This is a genomic window from Mesonia sp. K7, from assembly GCF_003233725.1.
Lineage (GTDB): Bacteria > Bacteroidota > Bacteroidia > Flavobacteriales > Flavobacteriaceae > Mesonia.
In genome coordinates this window covers 1-17,727 of record NZ_QKQV01000017.1, presented here as the reverse complement: position 1 = coordinate 17,727, position 17,727 = coordinate 1, and the positions used below count along the sequence as shown (strand labels likewise).

The following is a 17,727-nucleotide window of genomic DNA, read 5'->3' as shown; positions in this document are numbered from 1 at the left end:
TGTATAAATCTTTTAATAAATGAGTACAGATGCTACACCAAGTTGGTCTGGTTACATATTTCAAGGAGAAGTAGCTTTGTGTAAGGCTATTGAAACCATTGTGTCTTTAGGCGATGATATTCCTGATAATTATTGTTTGAAATTGGAGGAAGACGAAGATTTTTCGTTAAAAACAGATTGTTTTGAAGTCTTTCAGGTAAAAGCCTATTTGAGTAACGATTCCGCCAAAATAAGTAAATATAGACCTGTTATAGAAGAATTGATTAATAAATATTATTACTCAAAGTGTGCTAAAATTAATCTTACTGATAATAGAAAAAAGATCATTACTTACTCTCTTAGAGTTAGAAAGAAGCCCATAAAATGCAGTTTAATTACACATAAAAATATAACCGACTACCCTAAAAATTTATCAACTTTTAATAAAAGATTTCAGATAAATACAAATTATTTTAATACAATAGATGGAGTTTATACTTTAGAAAATATTAATCAAAAACTAAAAGATTCAATTAGAGCATATTTAAATAACCCAAACTTAATAGACTCTGATTTAGAAGATAAAGTAAGTTATTGTAGTAAAAAGATTTGTGATATAGTTAAAAAAAGGCATTCAACTAAAGTAAAAGAATCAATAAAGCTAAATACAATAAAAAAATGGATTAATGATTCTACGATTTCTTTTACAGAAGAAATATGTTGGTTTGAAATCACCAAAATTTTCTTAAACTCTATTTCAGACGGAGTTGATGATTATGATTTAACCAATGCCGAAGAATTAGAGATTTATAATAAAATACAAAAAAGTCTATGTGAATTTGAAAATTTGAGTAATGTTGATATGGTTAATCTTCTCAAATCGTATTTATCTCCACATAAGAAATTAGAGAACAACAATTTAAGAAATACTTATGGTAGTTTTATTGATAATGAAACAGTAAAAAGCGTTATTTTAAAGGGAATAAAAAGGATTAAAGTTAATCCTATATATAAAAGGTTACAATATGTAAAAACCAATGGAGAAAACCTAAATCGTTATCAGTTATTAATTCATAACAATGAGTTTGATAATGATACAGCAGGTAAAAAAGCGTTCCAAAAACATTGTGAAATGATTTATAATAACCCTAATACTAAAGATATTGATTATTTCATTACTAAAGGTCTATCTAAAGAAAAAGAAGAAGTAAAGTCAAGGTTATTGGAAATTACAGATGGAGGAAATGAAGCTGAGGATTTTAACTATTTTGGTTTTAAAACGATTGATACGTCCATAAACGAACTAAATGATGAAGACAATAATTAATAAAATAATTGAAGAAAATAATTTAAAGTTAATCTCATTAGATTCAAAAGTTGACTTTACTTATTATGAAGAAAAAGATGACTTTTTCATATTTCTGTATTATAACCAAAATGAAATTGTAGAACTTAATAATAATGAAATTGTCGATTTAGAATACACAATAAACACAATTATTGTTGAATTAAAAAAAGATGATAATCTGTCTGAATTTAAACAAAGAAATCTTGACCACAATTTATCACTTGTACTTTTATTGGAATTAGAAAATGAAAATGATGAATTACGAAAAGAACTAAATAAGGTTGAAGAAAATAGTTTAAATGCAAAAAAATATGTGTTGCCTTACTTTAAAAACGATGTTGAGGTTTTATTACAAAAAATAAACAGAACCGATGAAATAGTTAGTCAGTTAAACAAGATATCAATTGAAAATAGTGATTTGCTCGATAAACCTGATGAGAGTTGGTATAGGGTCTTAATGGGGATTTTCATAAAGACTCCGTTTTTAAATTATCAATCGACAGAGGACAATCAGTCATTAGAAAATTTATCATTAGCTGTTGAAGAGTCATTGTCCATTAGAGAAAAATACTTGTTAGATGCAATAAAAGATAACGATTTTAATAGTTTTCAAAATATTGAAGAATATATCAATCAACAAAACTTAACCAATGACACCAACGGTGAAATATAAAATATCCGAACTAAATATTAAAAATTTTAAGTGTTTTACTGACATTAACTTTGACTTTGGCGGAGACAATTTAGTTGTGTTTGATGGACCAAATGGATATGGAAAGACAACATCATTTGAAGCCCTTGAAATACTTTTAACTAAAATTCCAAGAAAGATATATGGCGTCAATTTAGATAAAAGATATACTTATGAAAATAGTCCAATACATAAGGTTGGAGAAGAAGAAATAGAGATTTCGGCAAGTTTTGTTTCAGCAGATAATCAGCGAATAAAAATAAAAAGAACATTTCCTCCTGCAATAATTGGGAAATCTCAAAAGAATAACATAAGTCAAATATATCCTAATTCTAAATTGTTTATTAATGATGAAGAAGTTAGTTCAGAGAGTAATTTGGAAGAAATATTAGATTATCCAAATGTCCACAATTTATTTAATGTACTAAATTACGTTGAGCAGGACGAAAACACCTATTTTTTAAAAGAAGACCCAAAAGAAAGATACAAATCATTGGTATCACTTTTAGGTGGCGACGAAGAAAGATTATCTTTAGAAAAAGTTGATAGTTTTTTAACCAAAATATACTCACAAACAGGACAAATTCAAAATTCAATCAATGAATTAAAACAAAACAATTCAGACTTATTGCAAAGTGAGTTCAATGAAATAGTATATAAAAAACTAATTGAGAATAGTCAAAATGAACTTGTATGGGATAATGAAGTCATTGGAAATACAAATATTGATATTCATAATTCGCATCTAAATGAAATAAATAAAATTGAAGTCCTTTTTAGTAATAGACAATCCATTGAAAATGTTATTCAGTTGGATAAAATGAATAAATTTAATAATGATTCTAATTTTATAGATTTGTTCATCAACTATTATTGGAGTATTCAAAATTTTGATTTTTTAGAAGCTGAATATAATAGGAAAACAAACTTTAGGAAGGTTACTGAAACCAATAATAAATTTATAAAACTATTTACTGACAATGATTATTCTGAACTCATTAATGAAGATAACATTCAGTTTTTATCAGAAAAAGACAAAATTAAAAAAGAGATAGAGACATTTGAGGTTAACCTAAAAATACTTTTAACATTTAGAAAGTCTTTATCACTCCAAAATCAAGTATTATCTGACTTAAAAGATAAAAGAGAATCTTTGATTAGTCTGAATACAGGTCATAAAGATTTTATTGATTTAAAAGAGGGAGAGTGCCCTGTTTGTGGTTTTGATTGGCAGGACAATCAGAACCTTATAAAACAAATAGAAGAAACAGAAATAAAGATATTCAAGCAGTATAATGAAGATAATATCAAGTTTGAAAAAGCAAAAGAAGATTTAAACAAAAGGTATTTAGAAACTTTTAAATCATTTATTGTTGAAGAAAATGAATCCATACAGACTGAATCATCGAAATTAGTAGATTCAGAATTTTTCTCACGTTTAAAAGAAGTTTTACCCAATTATAAAAGTCGTTTTGAATCTTTTTTATCGTTATTTAATGAGAATGTAAAAAATCAGATAATTTCAGAAATTAATCATAGAAACATTGAAAATAAGGATTTAATAAAAGAAAATATTATAGAGTTAATCGATAAAGAAAAACCTGTAATTGAAACCAATTTAAACTTTGATGAAATTATAACAAACTTTAATCTTTATTTCGATAATGATTTAGAGAAGTTAAACAAATTATCGTTTGACGAAATTAAACAAAAACGAGATTATATTAAGTATCAATATTTCAATGCTATAAGCGTGGATATTAATAATTTGGAGGGGAGAAAACAAAAATTAGATAATTTATATTCGGAGTACTTAAAAATTAGAAATACTTTAGACGAAAAAATTAAAAATTATACTAAAAGTATAATCGAAAAAATTAGTATTCCTTTTTATATCTATACAGGGAAAATACTTCAAAATCACAGTTTAGGGTCTGGTTTAGTAATCGACTTTGAAATGAAAAGAGGAGCTTCCCAAATATACATAAGACCAACCTACAGAGATCAAGAAGTTACTTATACATTAAGTTCAGGCCAGTTAACTGCTACTGTTATATCTTTAATGTTAGTATTGAATAAAGTATTTAATCATTCCAAACTTGGGACTATACTAATTGATGATCCATTGCAAACTTTAGATGAAATTAATTCACATTCACTTGTTGAGTTACTAAAATATAATTTTTCTGAACAGCAAATAATTATATCTACCCATGAAGATAGGTATTCCAAATTTATCAGATATAAATATGGTAAGTTCAACTTATATAGTAAAAGCTTTAGAATGAAAGGTTTTATATAGAAACTAACTTTAAAAAACACTTAAAACAAACATTCCATATTTTAATTGAAATAGCAGAAATGAAATAAGTTTAGAAAGTTTATAGAATTAAGAATTTTACCGTAAAAATGGTGTAAAAATAAAAATTAGAAATCAATACATAAAACACGTGATTTTTACTAAATATGTTACTACTTATGAATAAGCACGTAGAAAATGCGATATAATAATTTCTGTATCGGGAAGTAAGTTGTACCTGATAATATCCTACAATTACCATACTAAAATTTTTTTTTCATTCTTTACACTTATTTAAGTCGATTCAGTGTTAAGTAATTACACAGCAATTGCTCAGCGTTTAGTGCTAGAGAAAATTTTAAAATGTTGATGTCTTATCAAGTGAATCAATAAAAATTAGTAATTTTAGATTGAAAAAGACACCATATGAATTCTATTATAATTGACGATGATGAAGCCTCAAGAAAAATTCTAGAAGAATTAATTCAAAATAATTCAATGATCAACCTCAAAAATCAATTTGATCATCCTCTTCAAGCGATTAAGTATTTAAATGAAAATGCAATAGAACTCATTTTTCTGGATATTCATATGCCTGAATTTACAGGCTTTGATCTGATTAAATCCTTAAAGAATTTACCGAAAGTAATCTTAACTACTTCAGATAAAAATCGTGCAATAGAAGCTTTCGAGCACCAATGCATCATCGATTATTTAGTAAAACCCGTGGCCAAAGAAAGGTTTGAAAAAGCTATTGATAAAGCATCAAACTTCAAATTTGGTGCTTTCGATAAAGCAAAACCTCAAGGAGTTACTTCATACTTATATGTAAGTATAGAAAGAAGACTTGTTAAGATAGAAATAGCGGATATTTTTCTTATTGAAGCAAAAGGAGATTATATATTCATTAAAACGTCCAAAAATAATTATACAGTTCATTCTACTTTAAAAAAAATAGAAGAGAAACTGCCAAGTGAAGTTTTTTTAAAAGTACACCGATCGTTTATTATTAACATTAGAAAAATTGTGGATATCGAAGATAATAGTGTTTTAATTGAGAAAGATGTGGTTCCCGTTAGTAGATCACATCGCTCAGAATTGATGAAAAGACTCAACCTTTTATAGCCAACACCATAAAAATTTTATACTCATGCTTCATTTAAAAAAAGGAATACAAAAGATGACCATAGTCATTATGGTCATTGCTGCTATTGCACTATTAGGGTGGATTCTAAAGTTAAAACTATTTACACAAATTGTTCCTGGGCTTCCCACCATGAAGTTTAATACAGCAATTTGCTTTCTTTTGTTAGGGGGGATTCTCTATTTAAAGAATGCAAACAAAGCACAAACGCTTACCTTTTTCTTAACCCTTCTTTTATTTTTGATTTCTGGGGTAACCATTTCACAAGAGATTTTTGAATATAATGCAGGAATAGATGAACTAATCATAGAGGATATTGAAGGGCAAAAGGCAGGTAAGCCTAATCCTGGGAGAATGGCTGGAGCAACTGCGGTTTCTTTTTGGTTACTAAGCATTTCATCTATGTTCATCAGTAATAGAAATAAAATAGTCAACCTTATGGCTGCTTTTTTTGCCAATGTGGTGTTTATTGCATCCTTCATTTCTATTCTTGGCTTTCTTTTAAAAATACCTGCTTTTTATAAAATTACGTTTATTTCTTCGATGGCGATTCACACAGCATTAGCATTTTTAGTGGCTAGTATCACCATCTGTCTTAAGAGCACCTCATGTTATGTGACCAATCTATTTATAGGAAATAAAATAGGGAACATCATCATGAGAAGGTTATTCTTTCAGCTTTCAGTTTTTACAATTGTTTTATTGTATTTGATTACGTCAGCTTATCGAAAGGGTATTTTCGCTGGAGATTTTGCACTAGCCCTTTTAGGCGCTTTAATCATTACGTGTTTTATAATTTCTTTGGCAATCACAGTAAAATCAATCAATAAGATAGAGCACGAACGGTGGCTAGTACAAGAGCAATTAGCCGTTACCAGTACCTACCTCAATGCAACACCTGACCCTATAGTCATTTTAAATGAAAAAAGAGAGATTGAGCTTTCTAACTCGTTAATCCAAAAAGTTTTTGGTTATACCCCCCAAGAGCTTAAAGGTCGACATATAGATGAACTCATTCACCAGAAAAGCTTATCGATTCATCAGCAACACCTCAAAAAATATATTGAGCTTACTAATCATAAAGACAGCAAACTAGACGTCCAGTCTCCCTCACGTATAGAGATTACAGGCTTAAGAAAAAATGGGGATGAATTTCCAATTGAAGTAACTCTAAATTCTATTCAAAACCATAAGGGGCTGGTTATTCTAATTGCTTTTAGAGATATTTCTAGAAGAGTACATGCTGAAACAAATTTTGAAGCTGCCAAACATAAACTACAAGCTGCATTGGATGCTTCTATTGTAGGAATATGGGATTTTGATTTCGTACAGAATAAACTTACTTGGGACGATACCATGTATAACCTCTATGAAATTTCAAAAGAAGAACCCCAAGAGCAGTTATACCAAACATGGCGAAGCCGAATTCATAAAGATGATGTAGGGCGTATAGAAGATTTACTCAAAGAAGTAATCAAAAATAAAACAAAATACGATACAGACTTTAGAATCATATTACCCGATGGGTCTTTAAATTATATAAGAGCAAAAGGGCTCGTTCAAGAAAATGAAGCAGGAGAAGCCATAAGGGTATTGGGCACCAATTGGAACATTACCGCACAAAAAGAATTTGAAAATACACTACAGCAAAGCATCAATCAGAACAAACTTTTTATAGACGAAGCTCCTTCTGCAATTGCTATGTTTGATACCAATATGGTCTATATGGCCGCTTCTAAAAAGTGGCTCGAAGATTACCACATTACCAAAAATGTAATTGGGAAATCGCATTATGAAGTATTTCCTGAGATTGGCGACGATTGGAAAAAAATTCATCAAGAATGCTTACAAGGAGCCGTTAACTCTTGTGATGAAGCCATGTTCGAACGCGAAGATGGTTCTATACAATGGATTACATGGGAGGTAAAGCCTTGGTATAAAAATGAAAACGAAATAGGGGGCTTATTAATGTATACTGCTAATATCACTCAGTTTAAAGAAAGTGTGATGGAGCGTTTAAGATTACAAGCTATGCTCGAGCAGACCAATGAGATTGCACTGATTGGAAGTTGGGAGTTAGATATTGAAAAACAGTCGATTTACTGGAGCCCAATTACAAAAAAAATTCATGACGTAGAAGATGATTATGAACCTAACCTTGAAGAAGGCATCAATTTTTATGTTAAGAAAGACAGGCCTTTGATTAGCCAATATGTACAGAAAGCATTGGAAACTGGCGAATCTTTTGATATAGAAGCACAAATTATTACTGCCAAAAATAGAAAAAAATGGGTAAGGAGCATTGGTCGTACGGAGCAAGTAGGGCAAAAAAGTACTCGTCTTTACGGTATCTTTCAGGATATAACACGACTGAAAAACTATGAGACTTCGCTTTTAAAAGCAAAGAAGCAAGCAGAAGTTGCGAGTAAATCTAAATCGGAGTTCTTAGCAAATATGAGCCATGAAATCAGAACACCTCTCAATGGGATTATAGGATTTACAGACTTATTGATCAAAACACCATTATCTAAAAGCCAAGCAGAATACCTCAAGACGGTCAACAATTCTGCCAATTTACTTTTAGACGTTATCAATGATATTCTTGATTTTTCTAAAATTGAAGCAGGAAAATTAGAACTTCACAAAGAGAAAGTAGATATGTTTGAGTTGTGTAAAGAAACGATCGATATCATCAAGCACCAAGCAGAAGAAAAAGGTTTAGAGTTATTACTAAATGTAGATCCTACCATTAACAGATACATCGATGGAGATCCGATTCGCTTAAGGCAAATTCTGACTAACTTACTGAGTAATGCCGTAAAATTTACGGACAACGGAGAAATTGAATTAAGTATAGAAAAAGAAGAAAATACCAATAAGAATAAAGAAACTTTTATTTTTAAAGTGAGAGATACAGGAGTGGGTATAGCTCCTACCAAACTTAAAAAAATATTTGGTGCTTTTGATCAAGAAGATGCCTCTACCACTAGAAAGTATGGAGGAACAGGATTAGGCTTAACCATTAGTAACAAATTATTGGCCTTGATGGATAGTAAGCTGGAAGTAACAAGTACCTTAAACGTTGGAAGTACCTTCTCTTTTAAAGTTTCTTTTGATAGCTATCAAAATTCAGCAATGGTACTAAATGCGCCAAAGAAGTACTCCAATATTTTGGTAATCGACGATAACACTAATAACCGAAAGATTTTAAAACGAATGCTGGAAATTGCCAATTGCTCTTGTCAATTAGCAGAGAACGCCATAGAAGCTATGGAAATTCTCAAAAACAATCAAGAATTTGATTTGCTTATTGTAGATTACCATATGCCCTATATGGATGGGTTAGAATTTATCGCTTATGTGAGGAATAACCTAAACCTAACTCCTAAAGAAACAGGCATTATGTTACTTCATAGTGCATCTGATGATCAATTGATAGGAAAGGCCGTAGAAGAATTAAAAATAGACCATCATCATACCAAACCAATTACTTTAATACAGTTGCTAAAGGTCATCGATCCACAAGAGCCTATAGAAGTTGATTTTGAAAATGATTCAGGTAAAAATGTTTCAGTAAAAGAGGCAAAACACCGTAGTACTAATATTTTAATTGCTGAAGATAACCCGGTGAATCAACTATTAGCTCAAGAATTGTTAAGCAAAATTGTACCCGAAGCAAAACTTATCATAGCAAACAATGGTAAAGAAGCTGTAGAAGCCTACAAAAAACATAAAATAGACCTTATTTTCATGGATATTCAAATGCCAGAACTTAGCGGTATTGAAGCAACTAAAATTATTAGAGAGTTAGAAAAAGAAAATGAACATACTGTTATTGTAGCTTTGACAGCAAGAGTTTTTAAAGAGGAAAGAGAGACTTGTCTTAAAGCGGGGATGGATGATTATTTAACAAAGCCTATCCGATATGAAGAACTTGAGACACTCACACATAAATACCTTGAAGAAAAAAGACATTAAAAAATAAAATCCTAAATATGTTAGTTAGAAATATTATATACCTTCCCGTTCCCCCAAAAGAAGAAGTGTTCTTTAAGGATCTTTTTAAAGAAAAAGATTGGGACGTAATTCAGCTTCAGGATAGTTTTGAAGCCCTTCAAACAATAAAAAAGCAAAGCGAAGGCTCATGGGTAGTTGTGATGCCCGAATCTGCGCAGCCTTTAAAAGCGATTCAGCTTAAAAATTACTTGGCAGACTTGAATTTGGATGTCAAAATTATTGAAGTATTAGAAACAGAAACCGAAAAAGAAGTGCATCATGAAATCATACAGATTTCAAAGCCTCTAGGGGAAGAAGAGAAAAAAATTATCATCGAAGAAGTCAATGCACCTCCCGAAAAATCAACAGAGGAAAACTTATATTCGCTCAATTACCTTCGTGATTTATCAAGTGACAATGAAGATTTTATTGATAAAATGTTATCTACTTTTATTACTTCAGTAGGGGAGAAAATAGATGAAATGTGCCATTTACTTCAACATAAGACTGAAGAAAACTATAAAAGAATTAAAGAGATAGCCCATAGCATCAAACCCTCTTTTGAAATGCTCGAAAACCATAAAGGAAAAAATTTATGTCATTCTATACTTCATCAGTTGCCTGATGATCAAATTTTTATAGCTACCCAAAGCTTAGAAGAAGAGTATACTAAAATTGTACGTTTATTGAAAAAAAATCATTCGAACTTAGCTGAAGTATGAAAAAAATCTTAATCATAGAAGATAATCCCATGGTGGCAAATGCTTTAGATTTTAAATTAAGTAAGATGGGCTATCGTATCATTACAGCATCTGATGGTAGAGAAGCAAAAAGAATTATAGAAACCGATCAATTTGACTTAATCATTACCGATTTAATGCTTCCTTTTATATCAGGAACAGAACTCATAGAACACATCAAAAAACTAAATCATGATTTACCTATCATCGTATTGAGCACTTCTAATCAGGAAGAAATAATCATGAATGCCTTTCAATTGGGGGTAGAAGATTTTATTACAAAACCTTTTAGCCCTAATGAACTTTTACTAAGAGTGAAAAGAATAATTTCTTAATGATGCTTGAAGATTGGTTAGAAGATATCATTCGCCGTGTTCAGAACCTTCCTTTTATTGTTGAAATGAACTTTCTGTTTACGCTTATATTTTCCTTACTCTTCATTTTTTGTTTTTCGGTTATTATTTTTCTTCGAATAAAAAAAACGCTCCGAAACCGAAGAAAGCGAATATTAGAAAATCAAATAGGAAGCTTGATCAACCAAAATGTTTTTGATGAAAGTATAAACCTAGAAGAAATACAAAAATTTAAGCGTAGCAGCTTGTCAAAAACATTAGCTAAAAAAATTGCTTTAAAGCAATTTCTTAATTTTGCAGAAAATTTTAAAGGTGAAACTTTTAAGCGCTTACAAGAGTTATTTCTTGCCTTAGGATTAGATGAGTTTGCTTTTCATATCATCAAAAAAGAAAAATGGTATAAAAAAACCATGGCTATTTATGTCATTTCAGAACTGAAGATAGAAAACGATGAATTAATAAGACCATTTTTAAAAAGTAATAGAGAAGAACTAAGAGAACAAGCCATTTTTTATTTTATCCGAACCTCAAAGCAAAATCCTTTAGCTTTCTTAGAAGATTTGAAAGAAGAGTTAAACATATGGGAGCAAATTTTTATCGAAGACAGTTTGCTTTATTTTTATAAAGGAGAAACTCCAGATTTTGCACAATGGTTAAAGCACCCCTTAAAAAGTGTAGTGCTATTTGCCATTCGTATGATATATCGTTGTAATCAATTTACAAATATACCCCAGCTCACCCCTTTATTAGAGCACCCAGATATGGACATCAGAAAATCTACCATTATCTCCTTGAGAAAATTAAGCTATGAAAACCTACTTGCACTCATCATTCCTAGGTTTGGAAAGGAAGCAGAAGAGGTGCAGAAAGAAACTATTAAAGCCATAGCAGCACAGGGAGAGATTCTAGACTTATACAAGCTAAGGCCTTATGTACAAGTTTGTACACCAGTAATACAAGTTGACTATGCACGAGTAGAGAAAAAAATGAAACAAGCCTCATGAGTACCTTATTCGAAATTTTTACTTGGTTGTTTTTAGCCTACGGATTAATAATCTCTGCAAGCTATCTCTTTTCGGCTGTTTTTGCTTTCTTTGAAATAAGAAGCTATAAACGAAGCTATAACCTAACGAATGAAATAAGTTTATTACAGTCTTCCAACTTACCGAAAATATCCATTTTAGCTCCCGCATATAATGAAGAGGCTAATATTTCAGAAAACGTTAGGTCATTACTCACGGTCAATTACCCAGGATATCAAATCGTCATTATCAATGACGGAAGTAAAGACCATACTTTACAAAAACTAATCGAAGATTTTCATTTAGTAGAAGACGATACCCTACATTACAAACCTATTCCCTCTAAACCCATCAGAAAAATATATAAATCAATTCATCAGGCCTTTAATAATCTAACGGTAATCGATAAAGAAAATGGAGGGAAAGCCGATGCCTTAAACGCAGGGCTTAATATTTCTGCACATGATATTGTATGTTGTATCGATGTAGATTGTGTCTTAGAGCAAGACGCGCTACTCAAACTGATCAAGCCATTTCTTAATAATAAGAAAAAAGTCATTGCTTCGGGTGGGATAATTAGAATCGCCAACTCTTGTGTCATAGAGGATGGTAAAATCATAGAGGTAAAAGTACCCGACACCTTTTTAGCCAAAGTACAAATCTTAGAATATTTTAGAGCTTTTTTAATGGGAAGAATGGCCTGGTCTAAAGTAGATGGGCTATTGCTTATTTCAGGAGCTTTTGGCATGTTTGATAAAAAGGTAGCCATTGAAGCAGGAGGTTACAATACTAAAACTGTCGGGGAAGATATGGAGTTACTTGTGCGAATGAGAAAAATGATGCGACATAAAAAACAAAAGTATGCGGTGGGTTTTATACCTGACCCTTTATGTTGGACTGAAGTTCCACAAAAGTGGAAAATACTCTACCGACAACGTAACCGATGGACAAGAGGAACTGCAGAGACCTTATGGCTACACCGGGACATGCTTTTTAACCCAAAATATAAAGTTCTAGGAATGCTAAGTACACCTTACTGGCTTTTTTTCGAATGGTTAGCACCCATCATTGAGTTTTTAGGGATTATTTTTTTTATTGTCCTTTGTGCCTTAGGCTTAATTAATTGGGTTTATGCGATTAGCTTCTTTACAGTGGTATACAGTTTTTCTGTTTTATTTTCAATAACCTCTCTTTTCTTCGAAGAATATTCTTTTCAACAATATAAAAAACCTAAAGATTTAGTGAAGTTAGCAGGGGTAGCCTTATTGGAGCCTTTTTTGTATCATCCATTTGTAATGTGGGCTGCTATTAGAGGTAATATAGATCTTTTACGTAAAAAGAAGACTTGGGGGGAGATGAGTAGAGAGGGCTTAAGTAGTAAAAAGAAAACATAAATTATAAAAAACCATTTATCGATAGATAAAGTTCATTCATCGACATAAAAGAGGAGTTTGTCTTTTTATTATAGAGGAAAAACATTATATTGTTATTTTTGTGGTGTTAATTTAAATATACATAAAGTGAATAAAATTTTAAAGTTAGGAGTTGCTTTATCTTTACTTTTATTGGTGGGTTGTCAATCAGACGACGATGCTGGTATTGTTCATCAAGGAGATACTGTAATTTTAAATGAAGGTAACTTAGAGGGTAGGATAAATTATGATCAATTAGGGGTCGTGACCACAAAAGATGCTCCGCAAGAAAACACCGGAGGCAAGCCAGGCAACGTGGTCAATGGAACTCTTAATGGACAAAACGATTTGCCTTTGGTTCAGATTGGTGAGGTAAATCCTCCCGTATATCAAGGTACTACGCTTCGAGCAACGCATGTGGAAGTCAATGGTAATTTTGCTTATGTGTCTTACAATGTAGAGGGAAATACCTACTTAGGGGCTATCGATGTGATAGATATTTCAAACCCATTAAACCCTTCTATTGTCATGGAAGCCATTTTTCCCGATACCGATATTAGTGCCATCAAGTATTACCAGAATTCATTATACTTAGCTGGAGCAAGCCCAACAATAAATAACAATGACACCAACCCTGCTATATTAATAGAAATGGAACTCGCAAACGGAGTGCCTACCCAAAATATCAACTTAATGGATATCTCAGGCTATGTAGCTACAGACATCATGGTGAGTTCAGACGGTATCTTTGCTGTTTCTGGAGACAATGGGGTAGTAGCAAAATATAACTTATCTAACAACCAGTTAGAAGATAGCGCACCATTAAATGACTTAAGAGCTTTGGGGCAGTACAATAATAAAATTGTAGTTTTAAGCGGAACGGATGGGATACATATTTATAATTCAAACAACTTAAACCCATCTAATGATTTTCCAACCAGTCAAGATGTTGCAGCATCTAAGCGTACCATAGATTTTTACAATAACAATGTTTTGGTAGCAGAAGGACCTGCAGGAGTTGGGATATATAACATAAACAACGGCAATAAACAAAACACCATAGCTGTACCCACAGTAGATCCTAGCGAAGGTATAGACCTAAGCGAAGTAGTGGCCAATGCGGTTTCTGTAGAGAGTAACCACATTTTTGTAGCCGACGGTGCTGCGGGTCTCTCTGTGCATACTATAGGTTCAGGGATAAGTGATATTTCGACTATTGGTACTCTAGATTTAGAAGGTTCAGCCAATTACGTGAAGAGTGCTAACAACTATATTTTTGTGGCCGACGGCAAAGGAGGATTAAAAATTATCCAACAAGTAACCACTTCACAAATTGCATGCAATACTTTTCCTACCTATACGGGAGGTTACTGGCTAAATGTAAACTCTAATGACAACCAAGCCTATAGTGGCTCGGCAACTTTAATGGGGATTAATGTTAACAACAACTCTTCATTAACTTTTTGTGGCTCTTTAGCAGTCAATAAAGGTATAAACGTTAATAGTGGAGGTACATTTACCGTAAAAGGTACCCTAGCACAAGGAACAACAAGTAAACCCAATAACTCGTTAAACGTAAATAACAATGCAGTATTACAGATTGAAGGAAGTTTGGTGGTGTACGGAAACATGATTTTAAATAATGGGGCAACCTTAGAATTTTTAGGGAATAATTCTTCCATAACGGTTTACGGTAATGTGGTTAAAAATGGTAATGTGACCATTACCGGGACTTATACCGATACTTTCAATAGTCTATAAAAAAATTAAGAATTAATTTTAATTAACCGAGGTAATTCTACCTCGGTTTTTTGTTTTCACATCGTTGCTTCTTTAGGACTATGTTCTACCACAGAAATATTAGCTATAGAAGCTTTTAGTATAAAGACATCAGGCTCTTTCTGGTACAAAACGCTGTAGTGTTGCAAGTTTTTACGGGCCTTTGTGTATACCAACTTAGTTTTTTAACGTAATGATAAGAGAACTTTTGTATGAAAAATGATACCTTAAGGTCTCAAGAAAAACAATCTAATAAAAACAGATAAGCCATGTTAAATATTGCCATTATTACCGGGAGCACTAGACCTAACCGTGTCAACAAACAAGTAGCCGACTGGGTATTACAAGAAGCACAAAAAAATGACAACGCCAAGTTTGAGTTGGTTGATATCAAAGATTATGATCTACCACTTTTAGACGAGCCGATGCCAGCGATGCAAAACGATTACCAAAAAGAGCACACCAAAAAATGGAGTAAAAAAATTAAAGCATTTGATGCTTTTATCATTGTTACCCCAGAGTATAACCACTCGACTTCTGCTGCTTTAAAAAACGCGATCGATTTTCTTTTTTATGAGTGGAATGACAAAGCTGCGGGTTTTGTGAGTTATGGTAGTGCTTATGGGGCAAGAGCAGTAGAGCATTTACGTCTGATTATGGCCGAGGTAAAAGTTGCTACGGTTAGAGAACAATTATTAATCTCTTTGATGGATGATTTTAAAGATTATACCGAGTTTAAGCCCAAAGATCATCACGCAGAAAAATTAACCGAAGTGGTAAAACAGGTGATAAGCTGGGGTGAAGCACTAAAAGAAGTGAGAAAGTAACCTGGTGGTTTTCAGAATTTTTCGTACTTTAGCCTCTAAGCTTAAAAAACCAAAACTAACATAGTTTTTCATCATTATTGTACAACTTTACTTCAAAAGATGTACAATATTTTTTTTAATCTTCTACAACTTTTATTGATAACTTGCGGGAGTTTTTATAATTTGGTAGGCACCAACTTATAAAAAGATCAGCAACTATGCCAGTACCTTACCGCATCAACCAACGTAAAGACAATATTTCTGCCACGCCCAAAACAGCTTTTATGATGCAAGCGATACATACGGGCGAAGTCAACCTAGAGCGTTTAGCCCAGGAGATTAGCCACGAATGTACTTTAAGCCCTACCGATGTCATTGCGGTACTGCACGCCTTAGGCGATAAAGTAAAATTTCATTTAGAAGAGGGCAAAGTCTTTCACCTTGATAATTTAGGTCGGTTTAAGATAGGTTTTAAAGCCCAAGCCAAATCTACCCCTGAAGCACTCTCTCCCAAAAACATCCAAAAGTTTTATGTAAATTACCAACCTAGTCTTAAACTAAAAAAGTGGCTTAAAAAAGGCTTGGAAGTGGTGAGGGAAAAGCGTTAAAGTTAGGTTATAAAATAGTTATTGTTAATAGACATATATCGGACTATTTCTATAAGGTAGAACAGGTCGATGGGCACTTTTTGTCTGCCTACTTGTTTAAAAAACTACTCGCAAATGGTAAAATAGGCTAAAAATAAAGCTTCAGATTCTGCGCTATTGTTACTTACATTTAAAACCACATTGTAATCGTATTCACCAGATTCATTAAAATAATAGGTGTCTAAATAACTTTCAATTTGAATAAAACTCGGCTCACCATATTTATCGCTTAGCCAATTCATCATAAATTCAAAATTTTGTTCGTGAGGGTAAAATTCTACATTGTTATTTCTGTAAAAATACTGCTCGTCATACGTATTTTTCTTGATATTATACCTCACTTCTTCAACACCATTCTGGGTTCTATAGAAGGTATATGTGGTTTCTGCTTGACCTATTACTTCATCGGGTTCGGGTAGATTGCTGAGTAATTCATCTTCTGAAATACAAAACACTAAAAAAGGTTCTGTAAAACTCTTTAATAATTCATCTTCAGGAATAGAGGAATCTTCTGATGAGCAACTAAAATTGAAAAACGAAATGAATAGAATTATAATAAAAGTGATTTTTGTTTTCATAATTTAGTGATATTTATTTTTAAAATTGATTGCAAACATATTGACGATTTTTTACCTGTAAGCGTTTGCGATTACTATTTTAAATTCATTGAAATATCCTTTTAAAACTGAATCTTGAAGAATGCCATTGTCATGTGGGTACAGTCAGTTGATTTTTTAAAAATATTATTAATTTAAATAAATCTATTGGAATAGATAGAAAAATTTAAAAATAACAGTGCTCTTTACCCCACAATCTTTCGAAACGTCAGATTAATTCTTGGTGAATGCACTTTCTTGGTCGGTGGTAAACGGTGTAACCAATGGGTTTGTGTCGTACCTTTCATCACCAATAAACTGCCATTTTCTAAATGGAGATCTATTTTCTCTTTGGTTTGCTTGTGCTTAAAAGAAAATCTACGTTCGGCACCAAAACTTAAGGAGGCGATGGCACCGTTTTTCTTTAGGTCTTTTTCGGCATCACTGTGCCAAGCCATTCCTTCACTTCCGTTGTGATAAAGATTTAGTAAACAAGAATTGTAGTTTTCGTGGGTTGCTTTTTCGACCATGGTTTTGAGGTGAAGTAAATCTTTTGTCCAAGGCAACGCCTTTTTAGTCACTTTCGAATAAGTATAGGTAAAAGCTTGGTCACCATACCATGCGACTTTTCGTTTGGTGGTGATTTCTTTTCCAAAGATGATAGCCTTATCGTGTTCCCAAGCAATAGTATGAAGAAGCACTTGGTAGATACGGTTGGCTTCGCTTTCGCTAAATAGCTTACCGTAATAATTGACAGTTCCGTCTTTAGGAAGCCAGTTTTTGGTATGATCGATAAAATCCTCAAAGATTTTCATTTTTTATATAAATAATTAATCAATGAACTTCCCTGAATAGAGTTGACCGTTATTAAACATTTATTTCATTATTAAAAATAGTAATTGTTTTTTGATGAAA

14 protein-coding genes are annotated in these 17,727 nt (G+C 32.0%); 12 read left to right on the top strand and 2 right to left on the bottom strand.

The genetic code is table 11. The features are described 5' to 3' along the window. Positions 1-19: 19 nt before the first annotated feature. The 12 genes from DNG35_RS10910 (at position 20) to DNG35_RS10855 (ending at position 16,177) form a co-directional block, all read left to right on the top strand. A complete protein-coding gene (locus tag DNG35_RS10910) occupies positions 20-1,306 on the top strand; it encodes an ABC-three component system protein (protein WP_111129086.1) in 1,287 nt (428 codons plus the stop codon). Beyond that, on the top strand, positions 1,290-2,000 hold the full coding sequence (locus DNG35_RS10905) for a hypothetical protein (protein ID WP_111129084.1): 711 nt from the start codon (positions 1,290-1,292) through the stop codon (positions 1,998-2,000). The genes DNG35_RS10910 and DNG35_RS10905 overlap by 17 nt, the downstream gene beginning before the upstream one ends. After that, positions 1,978-4,320: an AAA family ATPase gene (locus tag DNG35_RS10900; protein ID WP_111129082.1), complete on the top strand. Its 2,343-nt coding sequence runs from the start codon at positions 1,978-1,980 to the stop codon at positions 4,318-4,320. Before DNG35_RS10905 ends, DNG35_RS10900 begins: the two co-directional genes overlap by 23 nt. Positions 4,321-4,743: 423 nt before the next feature. Further along, on the top strand, positions 4,744-5,442 hold the full coding sequence (locus DNG35_RS10895; RefSeq protein WP_111129080.1) for a LytTR family DNA-binding domain-containing protein: 699 nt from the start codon (positions 4,744-4,746) through the stop codon (positions 5,440-5,442). Between the two features lie 25 nt (positions 5,443-5,467). Continuing rightward, positions 5,468-9,439, top strand: a complete 3,972-nt coding sequence (locus tag DNG35_RS10890) for a response regulator (protein WP_111129078.1) — start codon at positions 5,468-5,470, stop codon at positions 9,437-9,439. 17 nt (positions 9,440-9,456) lie between these two features. After that, the gene (locus tag DNG35_RS10885; RefSeq protein WP_111129076.1) at positions 9,457-10,179 is read left to right on the top strand and encodes an Hpt domain-containing protein; all 723 of its coding nucleotides are present in this window, start codon (positions 9,457-9,459) and stop codon (positions 10,177-10,179) included. Beyond that, positions 10,176-10,532, top strand: coding sequence for a response regulator transcription factor (locus DNG35_RS10880; protein WP_111129074.1), 357 nt, complete (start codon positions 10,176-10,178; stop codon positions 10,530-10,532). The genes DNG35_RS10885 and DNG35_RS10880 overlap by 4 nt, the downstream gene beginning before the upstream one ends. 263 nt (positions 10,533-10,795) lie before the next feature. Beyond that, a complete protein-coding gene (locus DNG35_RS10875; protein ID WP_146228871.1) occupies positions 10,796-11,554 on the top strand; it encodes a HEAT repeat domain-containing protein in 759 nt (252 codons plus the stop codon). After that, positions 11,551-12,966: a glycosyltransferase gene (locus tag DNG35_RS10870; RefSeq protein ID WP_111129068.1), complete on the top strand. Its 1,416-nt coding sequence runs from the start codon at positions 11,551-11,553 to the stop codon at positions 12,964-12,966. The genes DNG35_RS10875 and DNG35_RS10870 overlap by 4 nt, the downstream gene beginning before the upstream one ends. Before the next feature lie 126 nt (positions 12,967-13,092). After that, positions 13,093-14,745, top strand: coding sequence for a hypothetical protein (locus tag DNG35_RS10865; protein ID WP_158524896.1), 1,653 nt, complete (start codon positions 13,093-13,095; stop codon positions 14,743-14,745). A 287-nt stretch (positions 14,746-15,032) separates the two neighbouring features. Beyond that, a complete protein-coding gene (locus tag DNG35_RS10860) occupies positions 15,033-15,590 on the top strand; it encodes an NADPH-dependent FMN reductase (RefSeq protein WP_111129063.1) in 558 nt (185 codons plus the stop codon). Between the two features lie 197 nt (positions 15,591-15,787). Next, positions 15,788-16,177: an HU family DNA-binding protein gene (locus DNG35_RS10855; protein WP_111129061.1), complete on the top strand. Its 390-nt coding sequence runs from the start codon at positions 15,788-15,790 to the stop codon at positions 16,175-16,177. A 104-nt stretch (positions 16,178-16,281) separates the two neighbouring features. On the opposite strand, the gene DNG35_RS10850 is transcribed toward DNG35_RS10855, so the two are convergent. Both DNG35_RS10850 and DNG35_RS10845 read right to left on the bottom strand, forming a co-directional pair. Then, positions 16,282-16,794, bottom strand: coding sequence for a hypothetical protein (locus DNG35_RS10850; RefSeq protein ID WP_111129059.1), 513 nt, complete (start codon positions 16,792-16,794; stop codon positions 16,282-16,284). A 224-nt stretch (positions 16,795-17,018) separates the two neighbouring features. After that, the gene (locus DNG35_RS10845; protein WP_111129057.1) at positions 17,019-17,627 is read right to left on the bottom strand and encodes an alpha-ketoglutarate-dependent dioxygenase AlkB; all 609 of its coding nucleotides are present in this window, start codon (positions 17,625-17,627) and stop codon (positions 17,019-17,021) included. Positions 17,628-17,727 lie beyond the last annotated feature (100 nt).